This is a genomic window from Paenibacillus oryzisoli (genome assembly GCF_050467285.1).
Taxonomy (GTDB): Bacteria; Bacillota; Bacilli; order Paenibacillales; family NBRC-103111; genus Paenibacillus_E; species Paenibacillus_E oryzisoli_A.
On sequence record NZ_JBCMUN010000001.1, the window covers coordinates 356,526 to 380,300 of the forward strand.

General features: G+C 54.6%; 24 protein-coding genes and 2 other annotated features. Of the genes, 18 read left to right on the forward strand and 6 right to left on the reverse strand.

All coding sequences use genetic code 11. The features are described from left to right. Positions 1–14: 14 nt before the first annotated feature. Positions 15–1,307 carry an arsenic transporter gene (locus ABE504_RS01330; protein WP_430083408.1) on the reverse strand — a complete coding sequence of 431 codons (1,293 nt, stop codon included), beginning with the start codon at positions 1,305–1,307 and terminating at the stop codon, positions 15–17. 115 nt (positions 1,308–1,422) lie between these two features. Here ABE504_RS01330 and ABE504_RS01335 point away from each other — a divergent pair, with 115 nt between their 5' ends. Next, positions 1,423–2,370, forward strand: a complete 948-nt coding sequence (locus ABE504_RS01335) for a DNA ligase (RefSeq protein ID WP_430083411.1) — start codon at positions 1,423–1,425, stop codon at positions 2,368–2,370. 78 nt (positions 2,371–2,448) lie between these two features. On the opposite strand, the gene ABE504_RS01340 is transcribed toward ABE504_RS01335, so the two are convergent. Beyond that, positions 2,449–3,330: a Ku protein gene (locus tag ABE504_RS01340; RefSeq protein ID WP_430083414.1), complete on the reverse strand. Its 882-nt coding sequence runs from the start codon at positions 3,328–3,330 to the stop codon at positions 2,449–2,451. Positions 3,331–3,488: 158 nt separating this feature from the next. On the opposite strand from ABE504_RS01340, the gene ABE504_RS01345 reads away from it, so the two are divergent. The 7 genes from ABE504_RS01345 (at position 3,489) to ABE504_RS01375 (ending at position 10,035) form a co-directional block, all read left to right on the forward strand. Next, positions 3,489–3,668 (forward strand): hypothetical protein, encoded by a 180-nt coding sequence (locus ABE504_RS01345; RefSeq protein ID WP_430083417.1) that lies wholly within the window; start codon positions 3,489–3,491, stop codon positions 3,666–3,668. Then, entirely contained in the window at positions 3,665–3,847 is a 183-nt protein-coding gene (locus ABE504_RS01350; protein WP_430083420.1) for a small, acid-soluble spore protein, H family, read from the forward strand. The genes ABE504_RS01345 and ABE504_RS01350 overlap by 4 nt, the downstream gene beginning before the upstream one ends. Positions 3,848–4,146: 299 nt before the next feature. Beyond that, positions 4,147–4,635: a tRNA (adenosine(37)-N6)-threonylcarbamoyltransferase complex ATPase subunit type 1 TsaE gene (gene tsaE / locus ABE504_RS01355; protein WP_430083422.1), complete on the forward strand. Its 489-nt coding sequence runs from the start codon at positions 4,147–4,149 to the stop codon at positions 4,633–4,635. Further along, positions 4,632–5,486, forward strand: coding sequence for a tRNA (adenosine(37)-N6)-threonylcarbamoyltransferase complex dimerization subunit type 1 TsaB (tsaB, locus tag ABE504_RS01360; protein ID WP_430083425.1), 855 nt, complete (start codon positions 4,632–4,634; stop codon positions 5,484–5,486). Before tsaE ends, tsaB begins: the two co-directional genes overlap by 4 nt. After that, complete coding sequence (gene rimI, locus ABE504_RS01365; protein ID WP_430083428.1) at positions 5,483–6,016, forward strand: ribosomal protein S18-alanine N-acetyltransferase; 534 nt, start codon at positions 5,483–5,485, stop codon at positions 6,014–6,016. The genes tsaB and rimI overlap by 4 nt, the downstream gene beginning before the upstream one ends. Positions 6,017–6,057: 41 nt before the next feature. Further along, on the forward strand, positions 6,058–7,131 hold the full coding sequence (tsaD, locus tag ABE504_RS01370) for a tRNA (adenosine(37)-N6)-threonylcarbamoyltransferase complex transferase subunit TsaD (protein ID WP_430084722.1): 1,074 nt from the start codon (positions 6,058–6,060) through the stop codon (positions 7,129–7,131). Between the two features lie 164 nt (positions 7,132–7,295). Then, positions 7,296–7,546 (forward strand) — a binding site (T-box leader). Between the two features lie 157 nt (positions 7,547–7,703). Beyond that, positions 7,704–7,976, forward strand: a binding site (T-box leader). A 490-nt stretch (positions 7,977–8,466) separates the two neighbouring features. Continuing rightward, a complete protein-coding gene (locus ABE504_RS01375; protein ID WP_430083431.1) occupies positions 8,467–10,035 on the forward strand; it encodes a 2-isopropylmalate synthase in 1,569 nt (522 codons plus the stop codon). 471 nt (positions 10,036–10,506) lie between these two features. On the opposite strand, the gene ABE504_RS01380 is transcribed toward ABE504_RS01375, so the two are convergent. Then, a complete protein-coding gene (locus ABE504_RS01380) occupies positions 10,507–12,477 on the reverse strand; it encodes an ABC-F family ATP-binding cassette domain-containing protein (RefSeq protein ID WP_430083434.1) in 1,971 nt (656 codons plus the stop codon). 222 nt (positions 12,478–12,699) lie between these two features. Between ABE504_RS01380 and ABE504_RS01385 the strand changes: the two genes are divergently transcribed. The 8 genes from ABE504_RS01385 to groL all read left to right on the forward strand — a co-directional run bounded on the left by ABE504_RS01385 (position 12,700) and on the right by groL (position 18,993). Next, positions 12,700–13,329, forward strand: coding sequence for a 5-formyltetrahydrofolate cyclo-ligase (locus ABE504_RS01385; RefSeq protein WP_430083437.1), 630 nt, complete (start codon positions 12,700–12,702; stop codon positions 13,327–13,329). A 4-nt stretch (positions 13,330–13,333) separates the two neighbouring features. Next, positions 13,334–13,822, forward strand: coding sequence for a cyclic pyranopterin monophosphate synthase MoaC (gene moaC / locus ABE504_RS01390; RefSeq protein ID WP_430083439.1), 489 nt, complete (start codon positions 13,334–13,336; stop codon positions 13,820–13,822). A gap of 47 nt (positions 13,823–13,869) precedes the next feature. After that, positions 13,870–14,361: a MogA/MoaB family molybdenum cofactor biosynthesis protein gene (locus ABE504_RS01395; protein WP_126142816.1), complete on the forward strand. Its 492-nt coding sequence runs from the start codon at positions 13,870–13,872 to the stop codon at positions 14,359–14,361. A 14-nt stretch (positions 14,362–14,375) separates the two neighbouring features. Beyond that, positions 14,376–15,377 carry a molybdopterin-binding protein gene (locus ABE504_RS01400; protein ID WP_430084725.1) on the forward strand — a complete coding sequence of 334 codons (1,002 nt, stop codon included), beginning with the start codon at positions 14,376–14,378 and terminating at the stop codon, positions 15,375–15,377. A 77-nt stretch (positions 15,378–15,454) separates the two neighbouring features. Beyond that, positions 15,455–15,970 (forward strand): twin-arginine translocase TatA/TatE family subunit, encoded by a 516-nt coding sequence (gene tatA / locus ABE504_RS01405; protein ID WP_430083442.1) that lies wholly within the window; start codon positions 15,455–15,457, stop codon positions 15,968–15,970. Positions 15,971–16,005: 35 nt separating this feature from the next. Then, complete coding sequence (gene tatC / locus ABE504_RS01410; RefSeq protein ID WP_430083445.1) at positions 16,006–16,764, forward strand: twin-arginine translocase subunit TatC; 759 nt, start codon at positions 16,006–16,008, stop codon at positions 16,762–16,764. Positions 16,765–17,005: 241 nt separating this feature from the next. Further along, positions 17,006–17,287, forward strand: a complete 282-nt coding sequence (gene groES, locus ABE504_RS01415) for a co-chaperone GroES (RefSeq protein WP_430083448.1) — start codon at positions 17,006–17,008, stop codon at positions 17,285–17,287. Between the two features lie 74 nt (positions 17,288–17,361). Then, the gene (gene groL / locus ABE504_RS01420; protein WP_430083451.1) at positions 17,362–18,993 is read left to right on the forward strand and encodes a chaperonin GroEL; all 1,632 of its coding nucleotides are present in this window, start codon (positions 17,362–17,364) and stop codon (positions 18,991–18,993) included. Between the two features lie 237 nt (positions 18,994–19,230). Here groL and ABE504_RS01425 read toward each other — a convergent pair whose 3' ends face one another. Next, positions 19,231–19,554, reverse strand: coding sequence for a hypothetical protein (locus ABE504_RS01425; RefSeq protein WP_430083454.1), 324 nt, complete (start codon positions 19,552–19,554; stop codon positions 19,231–19,233). A 171-nt stretch (positions 19,555–19,725) separates the two neighbouring features. Between ABE504_RS01425 and ABE504_RS01430 the strand changes: the two genes are divergently transcribed. Then, a complete protein-coding gene (locus ABE504_RS01430) occupies positions 19,726–21,978 on the forward strand; it encodes a rhamnogalacturonan lyase (protein ID WP_430083456.1) in 2,253 nt (750 codons plus the stop codon). A 61-nt stretch (positions 21,979–22,039) separates the two neighbouring features. On the opposite strand, the gene ABE504_RS01435 is transcribed toward ABE504_RS01430, so the two are convergent. Together ABE504_RS01435 and ABE504_RS01440 are read right to left on the reverse strand one after the other, a co-directional pair. Continuing rightward, a complete protein-coding gene (locus tag ABE504_RS01435; protein WP_430083457.1) occupies positions 22,040–22,411 on the reverse strand; it encodes a carboxymuconolactone decarboxylase family protein in 372 nt (123 codons plus the stop codon). A gap of 79 nt (positions 22,412–22,490) precedes the next feature. Further along, positions 22,491–23,204 carry a Crp/Fnr family transcriptional regulator gene (locus tag ABE504_RS01440; protein ID WP_430083458.1) on the reverse strand — a complete coding sequence of 238 codons (714 nt, stop codon included), beginning with the start codon at positions 23,202–23,204 and terminating at the stop codon, positions 22,491–22,493. 239 nt (positions 23,205–23,443) lie between these two features. Between ABE504_RS01440 and ABE504_RS01445 the strand changes: the two genes are divergently transcribed. Continuing rightward, positions 23,444–23,692, forward strand: a complete 249-nt coding sequence (locus ABE504_RS01445) for a hypothetical protein (RefSeq protein WP_430083459.1) — start codon at positions 23,444–23,446, stop codon at positions 23,690–23,692. Positions 23,693–23,775 lie beyond the last annotated feature (83 nt).

Sequence of the window (23,775 nt, forward strand, 5' to 3'; positions counted from 1 at the left end):
AAACTCGCGCGGCGTTAGGCTACGATATGGAGCCATAGATAAAGGCCGATCAGTGTGATCAAAAGCGTAGGCACCGTCAGCACGACACCGGTTTTGAAGTAGGCGCCCCAGGTGATTTTGACGCCTTTGCGGGAGAGGACGTGCAGCCAGATGAGGGTGGCCAGCGAGCCGATCGGTGTCATTTTCGGGCCGAGATCCGACCCGATGACGTTGGCGTACACGAGCGCTTCGTGCACGATGCCCTCCGCTTGCGCCCCCTGCACGGCCAGCGATCCGATCAGCACAGTCGGCAGGTTGTTCATGACGGAGGAGAGCACGGCCGAGAGGAAGCCCATGCCGATCGTCGCAGCGAACACTCCTTGATGAGCCATCCACGCGATGAAATTCCCGAGGGCATCGGTCAGTCCCGCGTTTTTGAGCCCGTATACGACAACATACATGCTAATCGAGAAGATCACGATGGTCCAAGGCGCTTCTTTCAAGATTTTTCGCGTATTGACCGCAGGGCTTGTCCTTGCTGCTAACAGAAAGCTTAGTGCTGCTGCGCATACAAGGAACGACACCCGGATATACACGAAACCGCTTGCGATGTAGGCCGTGAGCAAAATGCCTAGAATCCACCACGAGTAGCTAAATAGCTTTCGATCTTTGATCACGTCACTCGGATTCATTGCCTGGGCAATATCGTACGTCTGCGGGATCTGTTTACGGTAATACAGGTAGAGCACGAGCAGGCTTGCGCCCAGTGAGACTAACCCTGTAACGAACATCCGGCTGGCATAGGTGACGAATCCGATTCCGAAGAAATCGGCCGCGATGATGTTAACGAGATTACTGATGATAAAAGGAATGGATGTCGTGTCGGCAATAAAGCCGCTGGCCATTATAAAAGGCAGGACCATCGGCTCCGGCAATTTCAGGGCGCGGACCATCGCCAGCACGATCGGGGTCAAAATTAGCGCAGCCCCGTCATTGGCGAAGAAGGCGGATACCGCCGCTCCCAGCAGGATAACGTACACAAACATGCGCTTGCCGTCGCCTTTGGCGAGGCGGGCCATATGCAGTGCGGACCATTCGAAGAAGCCGATGCTGTCCAGCACGATCGAGATTATAATGATGCCGATAAAGGCTAGTGTGGCATTCCAGACGATGCCTGTGACTTCAGCGACGTCTCCGAAGGTGACAGCTCCGCAGAGCAGCGCAAGCATCGCGCCGGCCGAAGCTGACCAGGCGATATTCAGGCCCTTCGGCTGCCAGATGACGAATGTCATCGTAAGTAAAAAGATAAAACTTGCGGTATAAATCATGATGAATTCCCTCCTGCACCATTGACAGTATCTCAGATTTTGAAACATCTGTATACGGTTTTGTGCAGGGGCAACACTAGGAAGCAACACTCGTGGAAAAGGGAGAAAAGCAAGCATGGAGTTGGAACCGATCATACCTTTTGAACCGATCCAGTCGGAGAAGATTCCGACAGGACCGAACTGGATCGCACAGATTAAATGGGATGGCATTCGCATGCTCACCTATTTCGACGGTCAGTCGACCCGTTTGTGGAATCGACGCCGCAACGAGCGCACGCTGCAGTATCCAGAGTTGCTGGATGTTCGCGCCTACTGCACGGCGTCGTCCGTCATTCTGGACGGCGAAATAATCGCGATGGATGACGCCAAGCCGTCGTTCCATCAGATTATGAAGCGCGAGTCGCTGCGCAAGGAAGTCAACATTGCTAAGGCCCGGCACCAGACGCCGGTCACGTATATGCTGTTCGACCTGCTGATGCTGAACGGTGAGTGGGTGACAGACAAGCCGCTCGCCGAGCGGCAGCGGTTGCTCGAGCGCGTGATTCGGCCGCAGCCGTCGCTTCAGCTGACACCGAGCGTGCCGGACGGACGGCAGCTCTACGAGTTGATGAAAGCGCACCGGATGGAGGGGATCGTGTGCAAGGATTTGATGAGCACATATGCTATCGGCGGTAAGGATGCGCGTTGGATGAAGCGTAAAATTTTCCACGATCTGTACGCGGTCATCGGCGGCGTAACCTATCGAGATGGAACAGTGAATGCGATTCTGCTCGGATTGTATGACCGCGAAGGGCGATTCGTCTACATCGGCCACGCCGGCACAGGGCTGGTAAGCCGGGAAGAATGGCGGCAGCTTACGGCGCTGGTGGAGGGGATGAAAATACCGCAGCACCCGTTCGTCAATGAGCCGGAGCGCAACAGCAAGGAATGGGCCTGGCTCGCGCCGCAGCTCACGGTGAAAATCCAGTACATGGAATGGACGCCTAACGGCACAATGCGTCATCCAAGCATTCAGGCGTTCGGCGGGGCGGAGCTGGCGGCGTGCACGTTTGCGCAGCTGTGAGGGGGGAGAGCTCTTCTGCTACCGCTCGTATGAGGCCCGCTGTGTCGCCGGGTTATCCGGGCATACAAAAAGCCGGTCTTAAGTAACCGGCTCTTGGGCTTTTTCTTTTTTTGCGCGGGGCTTTGCAGCAGCACGTGGCTTCTTCTCGACCGTGACGGAAGCGTCGGGCTGCAGGGTCATTTTCTCGTCGGCCTGCTTCGTCGCATCGAGGCTTGCCTGGAGCGCAGCCATGAGGTCGATGACGCTCGTCTTTTGGACTTCTGGTGCTGTCTGAACCTCTTCGCCAGCCACCTTCTGTTGAATGGCGCCCAGCATGCGCGCGCGGTATTCATCCTGATACTTGTCCGGTTCAAAAGGAGTGGACAACTGGCTGATCAGCATTTTCGCCATATCCATTTCCCGCTCGTTGACGGTGACTTTGTCGGGGAGACCCGGTACCTGCGTGATCGGCCGAATTTCATCGGGATAAAAAATCGTCTCCATCGCCAGACAATTGTCGATTACGCGGATTGCGGCGAGCGAGCTTTTGGAGCGGATCGATACTTTGGAGATGCCGATTTTGCCCGTCTGCCGCATCGCCTCGAGCAGCAAGCTATAGGCGCCGGCGCCAGTTCCGTCAGGCCCCAGGTAATAGGTTTTCTGAAAATATACAGGATCAATATCCGTCAAGTTGACAAAATCCAAAATTTTGATTTCCTTGTTGGCTTCGCCCGAAATCGTCTCGAGCTCATCTTTTTCAAACAAAACAAAACGCCCTGGCTCATACTCGTAGCCCTTTGCAATTTCCTCCCACTCGACTTCCTTCTCGCAAGTCTGGCACTTACGGACGTAAGACAGCGGTGTGATGCAGGCTTTGTGAATGTAGCGCATGGAGATGTCTTTGTCCTCCGTAGCCGAAAACATTTTGACCGGAACATGGACTAATCCGAAGCTGATTGCACCTTTCCAAACGGTATGCACGGCTGCTCCCCCTCCAAACAAACATAATTGTACTAGTATTCGCGGAAAGACCCGCCTTTATACGGCGGCACATGAAAAGAATGGTTCCGCAGCGCGCTGGGGAGATTATAAAAGCAGGCAGGATGCCTGCCGATTGCGAAGCGAAGGAGGGTTCACGGATGGCAGAAGACTTTTCCCAGGATAACGACCACGAAGGAAAAGACGATCACTTCATGGACATTGACAGGATGATTAATGAAGGCTTGGGGGGCGGCAACGTCACCATGCACAATGGCCTCATCGAAGCCAGCACCACCGACACGATGGATCATCCGGAATCCGTTTTGGATGAGCCATGAACGTTCACCGCGCACAAGAGATTCTAGCCGCCGACGAGAAAATTGAGGTCAGCTTGAATGGCTTGTCGGTCTGGATTGACAGCGTGGACGCCGCCAAATCGATGGTGAAGGTGCATGTGGAGGAGAATCCGTCCGATGCACGCGTCGTGTTGGCGCAAGAGCTGGAAGAGGTTCACTAGGGCGAGTCTGAATGCTCCGAGGGCCGCAGATTTTGCCGAATTTTCGTTCCATGCAAGGAACTTTTGTGAAGGCGTACCGGGGGTACGTCAAGCGAAAGTGACGCCGCAGGGGGCGAAAAGGTGGTGAAAGATGCCCCTGAGCGGGTTTTCAGACTCGCCCTAGCCTTTACCGAGCAAGCCAAGCAGCCTTCTCTGCCTCGTGCGGAGAGGGCTGTTTGCCGCTCACGGAGATCCCAGTTGATGCTGCTGCGGGCGAAGACTATAATAGAGGGAGTAAAAAGGAGCAGCGGAGGACGGAAATGAGCGCACAGCAAGTCACTTATACGTTTGAATCCCGCGAGGAAGCGGATACGGATCGTCTGGGGGGGCTGTTGTCCGGCTACTTGCAGCCCGGCACGGTCATTACGCTCGATGGAGATCTGGGGGCAGGCAAAACGCGATTCTCGCAAGGCTTTGCCCGTGCCATCGGTATTACGGAGCACGTCAACTCCCCGACATTCACGATTATCAAGGAATATGAGGGGGATCATCTCCCTTTTTATCATATGGATATGTACCGTATTTCGCAGGAGGAAGCGGACGAGCTCGGGCTGGAGGATTATTTTTACGGTACGGGCGTGTCGCTGATTGAATGGTCCAGTTTGATTGCGGATTTGCTGCCTCCGGACCGGCTTGCGATTACAATTAGCCTCTTGGAGGATCAATCCCGCGTATTTCACCTGACGCCATACGGCCTGCCGTATGAGAGCTGGTGCTTGCAGATGAAGGAGAACGGACACATACAATGACAGAACGGGAAGAGATAATGACAGAACGGGGACAGACCATGATAAGGGCGGAAAGATTACCGTCAACGGGGCGATGCCTGGCCATCGATACCTCGACATCGGCAATGAGCGTAGCGCTGCTCGAAGAGGGCAAGCTGCTGGGGGAAATCAGCTCGCATGCGGAGCGCAATCATTCGATCGGGCTCATGCCGCATATTAATGACTTGCTTGCGCGTTTTCAGATGACGCCGCGCGATCTTCAGTCCATCGCGGTAGGACAAGGCCCAGGCTCGTATACCGGAGTGCGGATTGCGGTCTCCGTAGGCAAAACGTACGCCTGGGCGCTAGGGTTGGATCTGCTCGGGGTATCCAGTTTGGAAGCGATGGCTCTTGGTAGTTCTGTACGGAACGACGCCGGATTAGATGGCGAGTTGACATGGGTTATTCCGCTGATGGACGGGCGGCGCAAGCAGGCTTTTACGGCGGTTTACGGGTTTCAAGGCGAGGGGGCGGAAACTGGGCTTGGCCGTGCTGGTTGGCACGAAGTACTGCCGGACGGCATCCGTGTCATCGGAGGCTGGCTGGAGCAAGTCCGCGATCAGGCGGAGCAGGCGGGGGTAAGAACCTTACTGTTCGTCGGTGAAACGGCAGGGTTCGCTCAGGAACTGGAGGATTTTGCAGCGACGGTTTCTGCCGAGGTTCTCGTGCGTCCGTACGGGATCGAAGCGGAATTTATCGGGCGGCTGGCTTATCCTCGGCTGCTGCAAGGCGAGAAGGCCGATGTGCATGCGTTCGTGCCAAACTATACGCGCCTGCCGGAAGCGGAGGCGAATTTACTGGCAGGTGTCCAGGTGAAGAAAGGGGATCGATGAACGTGGAACAGCGTCAGCCACATGCGCTCGAAGATCAGCTTGTCTTTCGCTCGATGACCATGGCGGATATTCCGCATATTTGTGAGATTGAGCAGGAGGCCTTTACGACACCTTGGACTCAGGGCGCTTTTGAAAATGAACTGAACAACAATCAGTTTGCGCATTATATGATCATGGACATCGGCGGCGAAGTCGCCGGGTACGGCGGCATGTGGCTCATCATGGAGGAGGCGCATGTTACCAATATTGCCGTCAAACATACGTTTCGGGGGCGCAAGCTTGGGGAGCGTCTGCTGCGCGAGCTGATGAGAACGTCCGCGTTCCTCGGCGCGATCCGGATGACGCTGGAAGTGCGTACGTCCAATTATGTAGCGCAAAATTTATACGAGAAGCTCGGCTTCCGCGCCGTCGGCGTGCGCCGAGGCTATTATACCGACAATCGGGAGGATGCGGTCGTCATGTGGGCGGACTTGCCCAAGCGCAGAGATCTGAGCAGTGACGGCGGCTTTCGGACAGGGGAACAAGTGTGAGTAGGACAGAAAATCAGCTGGGACAGATGGATAACGAGACCATGAGCAAGACGCCAACAGGTACCTCAGAAGCAGACCAGATCACGACTGACGCCCCGGCAAGCAAGCCGGTTTATATTTTGGCAATTGAAACGAGCTGTGACGAGACATCGGTAGCCATCATCGAAAATGGCAAAATCATCCGCTCGAACAAAATCTCCTCGCAGATCGACACGCACCAGCGCTTCGGCGGCGTGGTGCCGGAGGTCGCATCGCGTAAGCACGTGGAGTCCATTACGCGGATGCTGGAGCAGGCCGTCGACGAGGCAGGCGTCGGCCTGCACGAGTTGTCGGCGATCGCCGTCACGGAAGGCCCTGGCCTGATCGGGGCCCTGCTCGTCGGCGTCGTCGCGGGCAAAGCGCTGGCCAGCGCGCTTGGCCTGCCGCTCATCGGCGTGCATCACATCGCCGGTCATATTTATGCGAACCAGCTCGTGCATGAGCTGGTCTATCCTTGCCTCTCGCTCGTGGTGTCCGGCGGACACACCGAGCTTGTGCTGCTCGAAGGCCCCGGCAGCTTCAAGATCATCGGGCGTACGCGCGATGATGCGGCCGGCGAGGCCTACGATAAAGTCGCCCGGGCGATGGGCCTGCCCTACCCGGGCGGTCCGCACGTGGATCGGCTTGCGCAGGAAGCCGATACCGAAGTGAAGCTGCCTCGGTCCTGGCTCGAGGCGGATTCCTACGACTTCAGCTTCAGCGGATTGAAATCCGCGGTGCTGAACGTCGTCAACCAGAGCAAGATGCGCGGCGAGACCGTCCAGGTCGCGCAGATTGCCAAGGGCTTCCAAGCATCCGTCATCGACGTGCTTGTGGAGAAGGCGAGCCGCGCCGTGCGGGCGTACGGCGCGAAGCAATTGCTGCTCGCGGGCGGCGTGGCCGCGAACAAGGGGCTGCGCAGCGCGCTCGCGGCGCGCTGCGCGGAGCTCGGCGTTCCGCTGCTGGTGCCGCCGCACAGCCTTTGCACCGATAACGCGGCGATGATCGGCGCCGCGGCTTTCCTTAAGTGGGAGCGCGGCGAGTTCGACACGATGGAGCTCAAAGCAGAGGCGCAGCTTGATTTGGAAACGTGGTAGCGCGGCAATTTGCTGGCAAGATCCGGCTGTTCGGGTACTCGGTGCGGGAAGCCCGGTGCCGACGGGGGCTTAGCTTGGGCTTGGGCTCCACGCCGCCGAAAAATTTTTTCCAGAGCCGGTATTGACTTTGCCAAATCCGCATACTATAATCACAATCAATACTTTCAAACGCATTGAACGGGAGTAGTAAGGCAACTGAAGTTTCGCTCAGAGAGCTGTGCGCTTGGTGAAAGCACAGACGAAACGCAGCCTGAACTCGCCCGGGAGCGGTAAGACTGAAGCATGCTGGATCCGGCATTCGTAGTAGGTCTTGACGGTTGACCCCCGTGATCGGGTACACGAGTGGTTTCGAGCTGTTGACAGCTCGGATCAATGAGAGTGGTACCGCGGAAGGCTACAGCCTGTCGTCTCTTTTATAAGAGATGGCAGGCTTTTTTGGTTGTCCGGACAGCCAAAAGATGAAGCTGGAACGCATGAAAGACCGCTCGCCATTAGCAAAACAACCGAAATTGGGGATACGTGACACAAAGTCGCAAACGGAGAGTCACCCCCGTCCACATAACCATATCGCAAACAACGCAATGAACAAGAATAGTAAGGGCTACCTCAACGGTACAGAAAGCTGCGGGATGCTGCGACGCAGACCTTGAACGCCCCGAACTCGCTTGGAAGCGGTCATCCTGAACAGCCTTCGGCTGCTAGGGATGGACGGATAACCTCCGTGATCGGGTGATGCAGCGCGGATAGCCGGTTTATAGCTGGTCCCGTCGCTGGATCTGAGGTGGGCTCCTGCAAGGAGTCAACAAGAGTGGTACCGCGCCGGGTGAAGACCTGTCGTCTCTTTGATAGAGACGGCGGGTCTTTTTGTTGTAGTTGTTCAAGACGCGTCTGCCCCGCACGGTGTCTAAGCGACAACCTGCAATTTGTACAGCAAAATGGGCATCTCTCGCCTTATAGGAGCAAAATCCTGCATTTTATACATGGAAATGGGGATATACAGCTCGAAAACTAGCCTAAACCCGGCATCCCCGCGAAATTTACTGCACTTTTTGCAGGTACTTTCGCGAAATGAGCGATTTTGAGCAAATTTGATGTAGTTTTTGCAGTTTGTCTAAGAAATTGCCGAGGAAGCAGAGGCGAGTTGGGGGCGGTAACAGTGGAGGCAGCAGTAGTGAAGGTAATAGTAGAGGCAGCAGTTGAGGCAGTTAAGGCAGCAGCAACAATGGCAGTGAGAACTCAAGAGCACCCTCAGTAAATTAGCGCTAGATAGCATACATCGAAAACAATCCAACCCAACAGCCGGCTGAGACCGGCCAATCTAAGGAGGAACCAACCATGAAACAAGCAAACACAAATCGTCGCATTCGCATTTTCGATACAACACTGCGTGATGGGGAGCAGGCGCCGGGCGCATCCCTGTACCCGGACGAAAAAATCCGCATCGCCCGCCAACTGGCGAAAATGGGCGTCGACACGATCGAGCCGGGCTTCCCGATCTCAAGCCCTGGCGACTTCCAGGCGGTGCAGCAAATTTCCCGCGAGCTGCAAACCGTGGAAATCTGCGGCTTCGCCCGCGCGGTTCAAGCGGACATTGACGCCGCTGTTAAAGCGACACAGGACGCGGGCTTCCGCCGGATTCACATGTTCCTGTCCTCGTCAGACATTCACCTGGATTTCCAGCTGCGGAAGTCGCGCCAGCAGGTCGTCGAGATTGCGCGGTCGATGGTCGCTTATGCGAAGCAATTCATAGACCGCATCGAATTCTCGCCAATGGATGCGACACGGACCGGCGATGAATTCCTTTTTGAAGTGCTGGAGGCGGTCATCGCCGAAGGCGCAACGATCCTGAACATCCCAGACACGGTCGGGTATGCGATGCCTGAAGAGTACGGCGCGATGTTCCGCCGAGTCCGTCAAGGCGTCCGCGGGGGTGACACCGTCGAGTACAGTGCGCACTGCCATAATGATCTCGGACTGGCGGTAGCGAACAGCCTGGCTGCGATTGGCGCGGGCGTCACACACGTGGAAGTCAGCGTGAACGGCGTGGGCGAACGCGCCGGCAACTGCTCGCTGGAAGAGCTGGTCATGGCGATTGAGACGCGGAAGCATACGATGGGCGTAGAAACGGGTATCGTGACGAGCGAGATTTTTAACACGTCCAAAATGGTCAGTCGCATCATGGGCTTCCCGATCGCGTACAACAAGCCGATTGTCGGCCGCAACGCGTTCCAGCATGAAGCGGGCATTCACCAGGACGGTCTGCTGAAAAACCGTTCCACTTACGAAATCATGGATCCGGAAAAGCTGGGCGTGCCGCGCTCGATGATCATTCTCGGCAAACACTCCGGCCGTCATGCGCTGAAGCACCGTGTAGGGCAATTCGGGGTAGAGCTGACAGGGGAAGAGCTGGAGACACTGTACACCAAGTTCAAAGAGAAGGCTGATGAGCAAAAAATCGTCACGGACGATCAACTGATGGAACTGGTCGGATCGACCGTTGATGGTCAAATGGAGCCGTTCTCCCTGGTTCATATGCAAGTGGTTTCGAACAGCGACAAAGATCGCGTCGCCTCGGTTGCCGTGCGCAACAACACGACAGGTGAGGAGCAAGTTTACAGCGGAACGGGCGAAGGGCCGATCGAAGCGATTATCCACGGGTTGCAGCAGGCGATGCCGATGGCTGTGGATTTCTCCGACCTGGAGCTGCATTCGTTATCCACAGGTGAAAAAGCGACCGGAGAGGCGGAGGTCACCATTGCGGTGAACGGTGAGACTTACAAAAATACCGCCATCGATCAAGACGTGCTTGTCGCTGTGGCGAAAGCGTTCGTCTCCGCGTGCAATCAGGCGATGCGCATGCAAAACCAGACAGCGGCACCATCCACAGCGACGTCCGCATCGTAAGCTGGGCACGATTCAAGGCTGTGCACAAAATTGTGAGAAAACTTAGATATATACACGCCTTGTGAGCAAGGTTATACACACACCCTGTGTACAATGTGCATAAGTTTAGAAAACGTTGTCCCATCAGCATTTTCTTAGTCCGATGAAATCGAATAACTTTTTCACAAGAAAATGTGGATAATGTGGATAAACTTGTGGAAATCAGGAGGAACCCCAGAAGGGACGCGGAATTCGCGTCTCTTTTTCTGTGGATAATGGTGTGGATAGCGAAAATCGAAAAATGTCGAATGTGGAGAATTGTCGTAACAATCGCAAATTCCTGAACTTTAACGCGGTGGACGTTTAACGACACGGAATGAATTCGGCGAGTACCTGCCACTGTGCGTTTACGAGTCGCCCGCTGCGACAACAGTGCGCCAAACACGACACCAAAAAGCCCGCACAGCAACCTGTGCGAGCCTCATCTTTTTTTTAAGCCAAAAGAACTTCCCATTCCTCATAACAAGCGGCGAGCGCTTCTTTGCGGTTATCCACTTCCGCGGTCTTCTCCTGCACGATGACGTAATTGTTATACACAGCCGGATCGGCGAGCTCCGCCTCCAAAGCTGTGATCTCGTCCTCCAGCCGCGCAATGTCCTGCTCAAGTTGTTCGAGTCTGCGCTGGCGGTTGCGCTCCTCGCGCTTCGCCTGTTTGTCGGCTTCATAGCTGCCGCCGCCAGCTGGATCAGACTTCGCGCTAGCCGAAGCATCAACTTTCCCGCCCGAACTGCCGGACGCCGCTTTCTTCGCTGCTTCTGTCGCCAGTCGCTGCGCCTCCATTTCGGCGATCTCCGCTTTTTTCTCCATATAATCGTCGTAGTTGCCGAGGTAGGCGGTCAAGCCGTCCTTTTGCAAATCGAGCATGCTTTCCGCCATCTTATTCAAAAAGTAACGGTCATGCGAGATGAACAGCAGCGTCCCCTCGTAATCCATGAGCGCGGACTCCAGCACTTCTTTGCTGTAGAGGTCCAAATGGTTCGTCGGCTCGTCCAGAATGAGTACGTTCGCCTTCTGCAGCATCAGCTTCGCCAGCGCAACTCGCGCTTTCTCGCCGCCGCTTAGGGCTGCGATCTTCTTGAACACTTCCTCCCCGCTAAAAAGGAAGTTCCCCAGCACGGTGCGAATTCGCGCTTCCTCGAGATGGGGGTACGTGTTCCATACCTCTTCGAGTACGGTATTGTTTTTATTCAGCCCGGTCTGCTCTTGGTCGTAATAGCCGATCGTCACGCCGGTGCCCCACTTGAACGTGCCTGCGTCGGGTTGGTGCTGGCCGATTAAGGTTTTGAGCAGCGTTGACTTGCCGATCCCGTTCGGCCCGATCAAAGCTGCCGTCTCCGAGCGGCGAAGACCGAAAGAAACGCCATCGAGCAGGCGGTTCTTGCCATCGTAAGAGATGCTCAGCCGGTCGACTTGCAGCACTTCTTTGCCGGACGTTTGTTCAATTTCAAAAGAAAATGACGCGCGCTTCAAATCGCCTAACGGCTTGTCCAGGCGGTCCATTTTCTCAAGCTGCTTGCGGCGGGACTGCGCCCGCTTGGTCGTGGACGCGCGCACAATGTTGCGCTGCACGAAATCCTCCAGCTTCGAAATCTCTTCCTGCTGTTTTTCATACTGCTTCAGCTCGATGTCGTAGTTCGCTTCTTTAATCTCGACAAAGCGCGTGTAATTGCCGGTATATCGCCTTGAGGCGTGCCGTTCAATTTCATAAATCGCGGTGACCAACGCATCAAGGAAGTAGCGGTCGTGAGATACAACGAGTATCGAGCCGGGATAGCCACGCAGATAGCCCTCGAGCCAAGTGAGCGTGGCAATGTCGAGATGGTTCGTCGGTTCGTCCAGCATGAGCAGATCGGGTTCTTCGAGCAGCATTTTGGCGAGGGCGAGCCTTGTCTTCTGTCCACCGCTCAGTGTGTTCACCAGCGTGTCCGGCGGAAAGCTGCCGAAGCCCATGCCGTGCAGGATGCCGCGGATTTTGGCCTCGATTTCGTAGCCGCCCTGCTCGCGGAACCATTCGGAGCGCTGAGCATAGCGGTTCATCGTAGTTTCATATTTTTTCTCGTCGGCCATCAGCGCCGGATCCGCCATTTGCGCCTCCAGCGCGCGGAGCTCCTTCTCCGCTTCGAGCAAAGAGCTGAACACGCTCAGCAGCTCGTCCCAAATCGTTTTATCCGTGTGAAGGCCGCTGTTCTGCTTGAGGTAGCCGATCTTTGTTTCTTTCGCTTTGAAAATATCGCCGCTATCATGCGACATCTCGCCCGCAATAATTTGCAGGAGCGTCGATTTGCCTGCGCCGTTGACACCGACGAGGCCGATACGCTCCCGATTTTCAATTTGAAGCGTTATATTGGAAAGAACGGAGCGGACTCCGTAGCTTTTGGAAACGTTTGAAACCTGTAATAGCATGATTGGAAGGCCTCCTGAGCAATTGCATTTTTAATGAAAGAAAGTGAAATTTCACGAATTGACCATTTTCGTGATACCATCAAATCATTAGTATACACTAGGAAAGAGCGCAATGCCTTGTTAATTTCCGTGAACGAGGGCGAGCGGCGGGCGCAGTATCGATTTTTACTTTTTTTATGTTAAAATGGGGGAAACCACTCCTAGGCAGGAAGGGCTGTAACGATGATGAACATTAGAGAGAGGAAAATTGCTCTACGCAAAGAAATGGAACAAAAGCGCGCTTCTATCATGAACAATGTGCGGGATGAGAAGCAGATACGCATAAATGAACGCTTGATCAAGCTGTGTAAGGACAGGCTTCTGCAGGCTGATGAACAAATGGCGGGCCGGAAGCCCACACTGCTCAGCTATATGCCGTTTCGAACGGAGCCGGATGTTGCGCCGCTGATGGAATGGTGCTGGCAGCAGGGAATCCGGGTGCTCATCCCGAAAGTAGTAGAGAATACGAAAACGATGAATCTGCATATTATCTCCCGGTATGAGGATCTGGAAAGCGGAGCGTACGGGATTCGCGAGCCGCGCGGGGATGTGCCGATCGAGGAGGATCTGTCGACCATTTCGATGATTCTCGTGCCTGGACTTGCTTTTGATATGGATTTCGGACGGCTGGGGTATGGCGGAGGTTTCTATGACCGGTTTATGCAGTTGTTCGCGGCACGGGGGCTGGAACGCCCGTTTTCGATTGCGGCTGCGTTCGATAAGCAGTTGATTCCTTCGGTGCCTTCGTCCTGGCATGATTTTCGAGTGGACGGGATCGTGACGGAGAGTAAGCTGATTTTTAAGAAGGGGTGATTGTATGGCAGAATCGTCACCGCTGACGCATTTTAATGAGCAAGGCCGCGCGCGTATGGTGGATGTTTCGGACAAAAGTGAAACCAAACGTACCGCAACGGCGCGGGCTGCGCTGATCATGAAGGTAGCAACCTTGACCCTGATCAAGGAAGGCAAAATGAAAAAAGGCGACGTTCTCGCGGTTGCGCAGGTCGCCGGCATTATGGCCGCCAAGAAGACGTCGGACTGGATTCCGATGTGTCATCCGATTGCGCTGACCGGCATCGACATTCAGTTCACGGACAATGGTGTGAATGAGCTGTACATCGAAGCGACGGTTCGGACAACCGGTCCGACGGGGGTGGAGATGGAGGCGCTGACGGCGGTTTCCGCCGCGGCTTTGACGGTGTACGATATGTGCAAGGCGGCCGAGAAGGATATGATCATTGCCTCGACGATGCTCGTGAGTAAAACGGGTGGGAAGAACGGGGATTTTCATAGGCAAGACGTGTAACCAACGAAGGGGATTCCATTCGGTTCAAAAGGGAGAGGTGACGAAGGATGCACTGGAAAGTTGCGATTCTGACAGCCAGTGACCGCGGTTACCGAGGAGAACGAGAAGATACCAGCGCTCAGGTAATCCGCGAGTTGATTGAAGAGGAAATGCAAGGCGAAATCATCGAGTACCGGGTTGTGCCGGACGAGATGGACGAAATTATGGCATCTCTCATAGAGATGACCGATTATTATCAAGCCGACTTGATCCTCACGACGGGGGGAACGGGACTCGCGGCGCGGGACGTGACGCCGGAGGCGACGCTGAACGTCATCGACCGGGTCGCGCCAGGCTTCGCGGAAGCGATGCGGATGACCTCGATGCAGAAGACGCGCAAAGCGATGCTTTCGCGGGCCGTTTCCGGCATACGTGGGCGCACGCTGATCATTAATTTGCCTGGCAGCCCGAAAGGTGTGCAGGAAAATCTGATGGCGATTATCGACCAGCTCCCGCATGCGCTCGGTATTCTGACCGGCAAAGAAGGCGATCACGGGTGAGCTACAAAGACACGATGCTGCGTGAGGTCAAGGTGGAAGATGCGATCGGCATGATTCTGCCGCATGACTTGACGCAAATATTGCCCGGGGAATTCAAAGGCCGCCTCTTCCGCAAAGGGCATCAGGTCACGGAAGCGGACATCCCTGCGCTCCTGAGCATCGGCAAGGAGCACATCTACGCGATGGAGCTGCAGCCGGGCTATCTCCATGAGGACGAGGCGGCGCTGCGCATGGCGCGCGCGATTGCGGGCGACAGCGCCTCGCTAGTGCTCACCGAGCCGCACGAGGGCAAAGTGAATGTGAAGTCGCCGATCCACGGCTTGGTCAAAATCGATAAGGCGTTCGTGGACAGTGTGAACGCGATCGATGAGATCGTGTTGTCGACGATTTGGAGCAACACGGTCGTGAAAGCAGGCGCTTCCTTGATCGGCACGCGGGTGATCCCGCTGATTGTAGAGGAAGCGAAGGTTGTGGAGGTCGAGCGCTTGGCGCAGGCCAGGCGTGAAGCGGGCTTCACCTTGCTTGAGGTGAAGTCGTTTCGCTCGCTTCGCGTCGGTGTGATCACGACGGGCAGCGAGGTGTACAAGGGCCGAATTCAGGATAAATTCGGCCCGGTCGTGAAGGAGAAGCTGGCACAGCTCGGCTCCTCGGTGGTGGAGCAGCGTTTCGCGCCGGACGACAGCGAAACGATTGTGGGCGAGATCCACGCGCTGCAGGCGCTTGGCGTGGATCTGATCCTGGTCACGGGCGGCATGTCCGTGGACCCGGACGACCGCACGCCGGGCGCGATCAAGCAGGCTGGCGCCCGCGTGGTCAGCTACGGCACGCCGATGCTGCCGGGCTCGATGCTCATGATCGCGTACCTTGGCGATACGCCGATCATGGGGCTGCCGGGGTGCGTGATGCACGACCCGTACACGTCGTTTGACGTGCTGCTGCCGCGCATCTGCGCAGGCGAAGAAATCGTGCGCAGCGACATTACGGAGATGGGGTACGGCGGCTTTTATCAGTGCTAGGTAGGGCTGCGAGGGAAATTGACGGTACTCTATTTCGGCACAGTCTAAGTTTCAAAATTGGATGGAGTTGAAGGTCCATGTTTCAAAATATTGGTTTTTCGGAGCTGCTGCTGATCGCCGTCGTGGCGCTGGTCATTTTCGGACCGCAGAAGCTCCCCGAGATCGGACGTATGCTCGGCAAGACGCTCCGCGAGTTCAAGCAACTCACGGGCGGGCTGCTGCAAGAGGTGAAGCAGCCGCTGGAGGAGCCGAAGAAGCCTGCGGCTCCTGCGGTGAAGGCGGAGACCGCTGCTCCGGTAGAGGCTTCTGTCGTGGAATCAGCGGCTGGGACTGAGGTGTCAGTACCGGCTGTCGTTGAGGTGCCGGCTGCGGTCAGCCCAACTGCTGCCGCAGTGGAAACTGCGGCGCTCGCGCCTGACCCGGTGACCCCGGTCACGGTGGAGGCGCCGAAGGCGGCTGCAGTCGCTTTTGTCACGAAGAAAAGCGTCGTTCGGGTGCAAGGGGAGGCCGGCGGTGAGGCGAAGCCGACCGTTGCTGCGGCATCATCTCCGCAGCCAGACGAGAGTGCTTCAACCAAGCGTCTGCCGGATTAATTTTTACCATTATCCTCCCGTAAAGTAGGTGTAGCATGTCAACGACCGAAGAAATGTCGCTTGTCGAGCATCTCACCGAGCTGCGCAAGCGAATTATGTGGGTGCTGCTCGTGTTGATCATCGGAATGGTCGCGGGTCTTATTGCCGCAAGGCCGATCATCCGGTATTTGAAGAGCATCCCCCCGGCGAACGGAATCAGCTGGAACGTGTTCTCACCTTGGGACGCGCTGCGGCTGTATATGAATTTTGGGCTTGCCGTCGGCCTTTTAATTACGCTGCCTGTTATCATGTATCATGTGTGGGCGTTCGTGAAGCCGGGCCTTCGGGAAGAAGAGCAAAAAGCTTCGGTGCTGTATGTGCCGTATGCGTTCGGCCTTTTTATTCTTGGTCTCGCGTTCGGCTATTTTGTCGTATTTCCTATGGCCTTCTACTTCACATCTTCGATCAGCAAGAGCCTCGATATTAATGAGATGTATGGCGCCGCGCAATATTTTACCTTCATGTTCAATATTGTTCTTCCGCTCGCATGTGTGTTTGAGATGCCGATCGTCGTAATGTTCCTGACGAAAATCCGGCTGCTGAATCCGAAACGTCTGCACAAAATGAGACGCTACGCCTATATGCTGATGGTTGTTTTGGCGACGGTGATTACGCCTCCAGATGCCATTTCGGCAATCCTGGTCTCGATTCCGCTTGTTATTTTATATGAGTTCAGCGTCTTTATGTCGGGGCTGATCTATCGGAAGCAGCTTGCGAAGGATGCAGCATGGGAACTGGAATACGGTGCGAAATAAGCGAAGGTTGGGTTAAAATGGTCTGTTCGTTCGAACAGGCTATTTTTTATGGATCCGGGAATATTTGCCAATCATTTGGATAGAATGAGGGGGTGTCCGGAATCAATGGAAATTGTGTAAAAGGACTTGCAAATTACTCCCAGAATGAGTATCATTAGAGATGTTGTTAGCACTAAACACATTCGAGTGCTAATAAAACGAAACATAACCGAAACAATTTTCTAAAGGAGGCTATTTTTCCATGATCAGACCGTTAGGTGATCGAGTTATCATTGAAGCCGTTGCGAAAGAGGAGACTACAGCAAGTGGCATCGTGCTGCCAGATACAGCGAAAGAAAAACCACAAGAAGGTAAAGTTGTCGCTGTTGGCTCCGGCGCGTTGAAAGATGGCGTTCGTGTTCCTCTTGAAGTGCAAGAAGGCGACCGCATCATTTTCTCCAAATACGCAGGAACTGAAGTGAAATACGACGGCCGTGAACTGTTGATCTTGCGCGAGAGCGATATCCTCGCTGTTTTAGCCTAATTTTAGAGCAGCACATAGATCGGCAACACATTTACTTCATACTTACAGGTTCATATTAGAGGAGGTTTCCTATCATGGCAAAAGAGATTAAATTTAGCGAAGAAGCCCGCCGCTCCATGCTTCGCGGGGTTGACGCTTTGGCAAATGCAGTTAAAGTAACTTTGGGTCCAAAAGGCCGCAACGTTGTTCTTGAGAAAAAATTCGGTTCCCCGTTGATCACAAACGACGGTGTAACGATTGCGAAAGAAATCGAACTGGAAGATGCATTCGAGAACATGGGTGCTCAACTGGTTAAAGAAGTTGCTACAAAAACCAACGATATCGCTGGTGACGGTACAACAACCGCTACGGTTCTTGCTCAAGCGATGATTCGCGAAGGCTTGAAAAACGTAACAGCTGGCGCGAACCCAATGGTCATCCGCAAAGGGATCGAAAAAGCGGTTAAAGCAGCAGTTGAAGAACTGCAAGCGATCGCGAAGCCAATCGAAGGCAAACAATCCATTGCACAAGTTGCGGCAATTTCCGCAGCTGACGAAGAAGTTGGCGAGCTGATTGCTGAAGCGATGGAAAAAGTGGGCAAAGACGGCGTTATCACTGTCGAAGAATCCAAAGGCTTCAACACAGAGCTTGAAGTGGTAGAAGGTATGCAATTCGACCGCGGGTACACTTCCCACTACATGGTAACTGACACTGACAAAATGGAAGCTGTCCTTGACAATCCTTACATTTTGATCACAGATAAAAAGATCTCCAACATCCAAGAAATTCTGCCTGTGCTTGAGAAAGTGGTTCAATCCGGTAAACAGCTTCTGATCATTGCAGAAGACGTTGAAGGCGAAGCACAAGCAACGCTTGTATTGAACAAACTTCGCGGCACGTTCACTTGCGTAGCGGTTAAAGCTCCTGGCTTTGGTGATCGTCGTAAAGCTATGCTGGGCGACATCGCGGCTCTGACTGGCGGTCAAGTGATCACGGAAGAGCTTGGTTTGGAACTGAAAGGTACAACGCCTGACCAACTGGGTAGCGCGCGTCAAATCCGCATTACCAAAGAAAACACAATCATTGTTGACGGTGCAGGCAACCCTGCGGACATCAACTCCCGTGTTACACAAATCCGTGCACAATTGGAAGAAACAACTTCCGATTTCGATAAAGAAAAACTGCAAGAGCGTTTGGCTAAACTGTCCGGCGGCGTAGCGGTTATCAAAGTAGGCGCAGCGACGGAAACTGAGCTGAAAGAGCGCAAGCTTCGCATCGAAGACGCTCTGAACGCAACTCGCGCAGCGGTTGAAGAAGGTATCGTATCCGGTGGCGGTACAGCTCTCGTGAACGTATACAACGCAGTTGCTAAAGTACAAGCGGTTTCCGCTGACGAGCAAACAGGCGTGAACATCATCCTGCGCTCCCTGGAAGAGCCAGTTCGCACCATCGCGGCTAACGCTGGTCAAGAAGGCTCCGTCATCGTTGAGCGCTTGAAAAACGAAGCAATCGGCATCGGCTACAACGCCGCTTCCGGCGAGTGGGTGAACATGTTCGACGCTGGTATCGTTGACCCTGCGAAAGTAACGCGTTCCGCGCTTCAAAACGCAGCATCCGTTGCAGCAATGTTCTTGACAACTGAAGCTGTTATCGCTGATAAGCCAGAACCAAACAAACCAGGTATGCCTGATATGGGCGGCATGGGTGGTATGGGCGGCATGATGTAAGAGGCTGAAAAGCCTTTTGCATCAAGGGTTCCTCTTTGGAGGAATCTCCTTTTGACCACATTGTGGCCATATGAATGAAAATAGGCTTCTCATGAGTCCAAGTTGAACTCTGTGAGAAGCCTATTATATTTATTAAGCATTCTGTAGTTCATCAAGCAAATGAGGGTGATGAGAACGGCGAAACCGAGAAGGGGGTGTACAGATGAGGAAGCTCGATCAGACTAGGGTTTCATTGCATTATTTAATACGGCGAAGCTCCGCAATGTCGGCTTCTTGTGAAACGGAACGATAGGACAGGCGTTCTAGAATTTTTTGTTGCTCTTGCTGGAGATCTTTCATTGTTAGATTATCACTGTGGGTTTCCAACGCGGCTCTCTGTACGAACGGGATTAATGAGGTGTCCTTTTTGATATCGGTAATGTCGGTTTCCATGCGATCGAGTCGCACGCCCATATTTTGTTGCTCGGTTTTAAGTCCTCCGACTTCAGTTTTAAGTCCAGCAACTTCAGTTTTAATTTCTTGCAATTCGGAAATAATTTGTTTCAAAAGTTGTTCGCTCAATTTCATTCTCCTTCTGTTACGGAAATTGTTTTTTTCGCTAGATCATTATAACCGATAATGGGACAACTGGATACATGCAAAAATGTCTTAATGCCGGCAAACCGTCGATCCGGTATGGTAAGAGGAGCGATAGCATATAGCGATTTCTTTTACAGGCAGGAGGACGAACAGATGAAGACAGGAGAAGGGAAACTGCACGAGGGCGTGATGCAAGCTGCTAAGCAGCTGGAATATTTGGACCGTGGTTTGGTGGGGGCTGCTACGTCAGAAGGCATTTTTCTCAGCTGGCGGCTGCTGGGGACGGAAGTGACGGGGGCTGCGTCGCACGGAATGACAGGCGTGGATTTCCATGTGTACCGGGACGGCGTTTGGATTGCGATGGTGGAAGACAGTACGAATTATTTGGATCGCAGCGGGCGCGCTGGATCCGTTTATTATGTCTGTGCTGTGAAGCAAGGGCAGGAAATCGATCGCAGCAGAGACGTGAAGCCGTGGGCGAGCGATTATATAGAAATTCCGCTGCGCAAGCCCGCAGACGGCGTGACGCCAAGCGGCGAAAGCTACACATACTCAGCCAACGATATGAGTGTCGGGGATGTGGATGGGGACGGTCAGTATGAGTTTTTCGTCAAATGGGAACCGTCCAATTCCAAGGATGTTTCGCACATTGGCTACACGGGACCCGTATACCTCGATTGCTACAAGCTGGACGGCACGTTGCTGTACCGGATTGACCTCGGGGTCAACATTCGCGCAGGCGCTCACTATACGCAGTTCCTTGTGTATGATTGGGATGGGGATGGGAAAGCGGAGGTTATGCTCAAAACAGCGCCGGGTACGAAAACAATCGCTTACGATTCCGACGGCATGATGGTTTCCGAGCGATATATTACGATGCCCGAGGAGGATCTAGCGGCTGGATACGGCCATGCCGACGATTATCGGATGAGCAGTTCGGATTATTACGAGCATGTAGTGCAGATGTTCATGGACTGGAACGTGCATGAGGAAGTGACGGCTGGGCATTGGCCGGCAACGCTGGAAGCATGTTTTGGCATAGAACCCGCCTATTCGTATCCGCTGTCCCGGGAGGACGCTGTGCAGTTGGCAGATTATTTCTTCGACGTCTATGCACCGAGCCGCAGCAGCCGAAACAAGCTGCGCGCGTTTGAGGGGTTTATTCTCACGGGGCCGGAATATTTGACGGTGTTCGAGGGGGAGACGGGCGCGGAACTTCAAACGGTCAGGTATAAGCCGGGACGCCACGATGACGGGCTGATGTGGGGCGATTATGCCTGGAACCGCATCGAGCCGGGCAACCGCGTGGATCGATTCCTCGCCGGTGTGGCCTATCTCGATGGCTGCAAGCCGCATGCGATTTTTGCGCGCGGGTACTACACGCGGGCTGCGGTGGCGGCCTATACGTGGAATGGGGCGCAGCTCCAGGAGACCTGGTACACGGACAGCGGTTGGGTGCCGATGAACAATCCGTTCAACGATACGCTGAGGCAAGAGGATGGACGCAGCGAGCTGTATGGCAGCCTGGCGAAGCAGGGGGCGCATTCCCTCAGCATCGCGGATGTCGATGGGGATGGCTGCGACGAAATTATTTACGGGGCGGCGACGATCGACCACGACGGCACGATCCTGTACAGCTCCAGAGGTGTTCTCCCGGAAGGCAGCGCAGCGCCAGGTCGCTCCGCCAAGCTCGGTCACGGCGACGCGCTTCATGTCGCGAATATTGACCCGGATCGGCCTGGACTTGAGATTTTCATGGTGCATGAGAGTGGCATCTGGGGGCCATACGGGTACACGCTGCGAGATGCAGCAACCGGTGAGGTGCTTTTCGGCGGTTTTGCCACGGAGGATGTCGGGCGTGGTATGGTTGGTCAGGTAGACCCTGCGCGGCGCGGCTTGCAGGTCTGGGCCAGCGAGAGCTACACGAGCGATGACGCGTTCGGATTGCTGACGGCCGCAGGGGAGCGGATCTCCCGGCAGGTGCCAGGGACGAACATGAATATCCAATGGTCGGGCGATATGACGACGCAGATCCTCTCCGGCAGCTTCGAGCGGTCTGTGACGATTGAGGATTGGCAGCGCGGCGTTCTGCTGACGGCGGAAGGCACACGCAGCAATAACGGCACGAAGGGTAATCCCTGCCTGGTTGCCGATGTGTTCGGCGATTGGCGGGAGGAATTGCTGGTTCGCACGGCAGACAGCTTGGCGATCCGCATTTACCTCAGCACGGAGCTGACGGACCGCAAGCTGTATACGCTCATGCACGATGCGCAGTACCGAACAGGCGTCGCCTGGCAAAATGTCGTGTACAATCAGCCGTGTTACACGAGCTTTTATATGGCTTCGGATATGGACTGGTTGAAGGTGCCGATTCCGAAGCTGCATGTGCCGCGTGCGGAGGCGTAAGCGGCTTCTCAACAAAGAACGACCGGATTCTACTTGCGTAGAGTCGGGTCGTTTTGGCATTTTAGCAAAAGCATTCGGGTGTCTTGTCGGTGCCACTCTTATGTTCAGCGCGCTGGAAAGCGGCCAGCGCCTGTGTGGCATGGCTCAGTACGGCTCCAGCCTGCGTAGAAGCTGCGACAAGCACGGCCTCCATGACTTCCTCCATCGTGCCGCCCAAGGCTCGATACCGCTGCACGTGCGTGTCGATACAGTACGGACAGCCTGTAACATGGGCAACTGCGATGGCAAGCAGTTCCTTGGTTTTAAGGGGGACGGCGCCATCGGCATGATAGATTTCTTTTTCAAAGGTAAAAAAAGACGTTGCCGCCTGTGGAGCCTGCTTGACGAGCTCCGGAATAGCAGCCAGATCCTCACGGCTGTAGTAATGGCTCATTGAACGATTCCTCCCCTAACGCGTAATTGTATGAACAACTACAGTTTACAGCGATAGTGAGAGGCTTTCCGTGATAAAGTCACAAAGGGGAGCAATAGCGGTGAAGCTGCGCTTGATCCAGCACGCTGATTTTACCCCGGTGGAGGGATATTGCGCCTGTTGCTGCCATTTCTTTTAAAATGCGGCTGACGACTTCGCGTGCTGTACCGAGCTCCACGGCGAGCTGTTCGTGTGTGACTCGGATTTCTGTGGCACCTTCGGTCTTGGGAAGCCGGTGGAAGAGATGCGCTGCTACTCGTTCAGGCAGGGAGCCGAAGGCGATTTGCTCAAGCAGGCTCGTTACGCGGATGAAGCGTTCTGTAAACTGGCGATATATCGAGCGCCGAAAGGAAGGATAAGCATGCATCCACTGCCGGAAAGCGGTTACGGGGAAAAGGAGCACCTCTGTCTCCGTCTCGATCTGCACGGACGCTTCGTATTCCGTTTCTCCCAGGATGCTGGCGATCATGAGTACACAGCATTCGCCGGGACCGACGCGATATAAGGTGACTTCCCGCCCGCCAGGGTTGATTTTATAAATGCGGACAGAACCGGACACGACAAAAAGCGCATGGCTCAGCCTGTGCCCTTCTGCAATTTCATGCGGAGTTGAGGGGGAGACGCGAACCTGTTGCGCGAGCAGCCAATCTTGTTCGGAGAGTTCCGCAAAGCAGGGGAACAGGCTCATGATGGACGTCATGTCTTGCAAAGGCTGCAAGATGGCGCTGTCACGGGATAACGGAAGCTTTTTCATAAAGACCCTCCTTTATAAACGTTGCTTATAGTATATCATGTCTGAGTCGAGGGAGCCGTCCTCTGGACTGAAAGGGACTACGCGCACCTAAGAGCCTGGCCTTTCTTCAGAGGTGTGGACATCTACCTGCTTGGCCCATCCACATCCGCCTAATTATTGCGAGAATGGGCGGACGTACACGCTGAGCCCCCTGGTTAAACGTATACTATCTCAAACCTAACGAGGAGTTGACTTCAATAATGGCTTTTCAACCGCAACCAACCCAAGGTAAACAATTTCAGTGTCCACCGGCTGATCCCATAATGACGGATCCGGAAAGAGTGGTCAGAGACTTCTATCACCCGCAAAAGGTGCAAGTCATCCACCCGATTCAAATTGTGAACCGCCATCACTGCGTACCGGTGTATGAGCATGTCTACACGTGTACGGAAGTGGATGAGTACTGCGGCACGCACCCGCATCCGCACCAAGGCATGCTGCGCAAGTAAGCGCCGGCCAGCCCCAGACAGCCCCAGGCGAATCGGAATGATTCGTTTGGGGCTTTTTCAGTCATAGTGGAACGCGTGTGCCC

Excerpts from the sequence above, each read along its gene's own strand:
- tatC (WP_430083445.1), top strand. The coding sequence starts at position 16,006 with ATGTCAACGACCGAAGAAATGTCGCTTGTCGAGCATCTCACCGAGCTG.
- ABE504_RS01330 (WP_430083408.1), bottom strand. The coding sequence starts at position 1,307 with ATGATTTATACCGCAAGTTTTATCTTTTTACTTACGATGACATTCGTC.
- ABE504_RS01375 (WP_430083431.1), top strand. The coding sequence starts at position 8,467 with ATGAAACAAGCAAACACAAATCGTCGCATTCGCATTTTCGATACAACA.
- tatA (WP_430083442.1), top strand. The coding sequence starts at position 15,455 with ATGTTTCAAAATATTGGTTTTTCGGAGCTGCTGCTGATCGCCGTCGTG.
- groL (WP_430083451.1), top strand. The coding sequence starts at position 17,362 with ATGGCAAAAGAGATTAAATTTAGCGAAGAAGCCCGCCGCTCCATGCTT.
- groES (WP_430083448.1), top strand. The coding sequence starts at position 17,006 with ATGATCAGACCGTTAGGTGATCGAGTTATCATTGAAGCCGTTGCGAAA.
- moaC (WP_430083439.1), top strand. The coding sequence starts at position 13,334 with ATGGCAGAATCGTCACCGCTGACGCATTTTAATGAGCAAGGCCGCGCG.
- ABE504_RS01440 (WP_430083458.1), bottom strand. The coding sequence starts at position 23,204 with ATGAAAAAGCTTCCGTTATCCCGTGACAGCGCCATCTTGCAGCCTTTG.
- ABE504_RS01335 (WP_430083411.1), top strand. The coding sequence starts at position 1,423 with ATGGAGTTGGAACCGATCATACCTTTTGAACCGATCCAGTCGGAGAAG.
- ABE504_RS01350 (WP_430083420.1), top strand. The coding sequence starts at position 3,665 with ATGAACGTTCACCGCGCACAAGAGATTCTAGCCGCCGACGAGAAAATT.
- ABE504_RS01395 (WP_126142816.1), top strand. The coding sequence starts at position 13,870 with ATGCACTGGAAAGTTGCGATTCTGACAGCCAGTGACCGCGGTTACCGA.
- tsaE (WP_430083422.1), top strand. The coding sequence starts at position 4,147 with ATGAGCGCACAGCAAGTCACTTATACGTTTGAATCCCGCGAGGAAGCG.
- ABE504_RS01385 (WP_430083437.1), top strand. The coding sequence starts at position 12,700 with ATGATGAACATTAGAGAGAGGAAAATTGCTCTACGCAAAGAAATGGAA.
- tsaB (WP_430083425.1), top strand. The coding sequence starts at position 4,632 with ATGACAGAACGGGAAGAGATAATGACAGAACGGGGACAGACCATGATA.
- rimI (WP_430083428.1), top strand. The coding sequence starts at position 5,483 with ATGAACGTGGAACAGCGTCAGCCACATGCGCTCGAAGATCAGCTTGTC.
- ABE504_RS01345 (WP_430083417.1), top strand. The coding sequence starts at position 3,489 with ATGGCAGAAGACTTTTCCCAGGATAACGACCACGAAGGAAAAGACGAT.
- ABE504_RS01430 (WP_430083456.1), top strand. The coding sequence starts at position 19,726 with ATGAAGACAGGAGAAGGGAAACTGCACGAGGGCGTGATGCAAGCTGCT.
- ABE504_RS01400 (WP_430084725.1), top strand. The coding sequence starts at position 14,376 with ATGCTGCGTGAGGTCAAGGTGGAAGATGCGATCGGCATGATTCTGCCG.
- tsaD (WP_430084722.1), top strand. The coding sequence starts at position 6,058 with ATGAGCAAGACGCCAACAGGTACCTCAGAAGCAGACCAGATCACGACT.
- ABE504_RS01435 (WP_430083457.1), bottom strand. The coding sequence starts at position 22,411 with ATGAGCCATTACTACAGCCGTGAGGATCTGGCTGCTATTCCGGAGCTC.
- ABE504_RS01380 (WP_430083434.1), bottom strand. The coding sequence starts at position 12,477 with ATGCTATTACAGGTTTCAAACGTTTCCAAAAGCTACGGAGTCCGCTCC.
- ABE504_RS01445 (WP_430083459.1), top strand. The coding sequence starts at position 23,444 with ATGGCTTTTCAACCGCAACCAACCCAAGGTAAACAATTTCAGTGTCCA.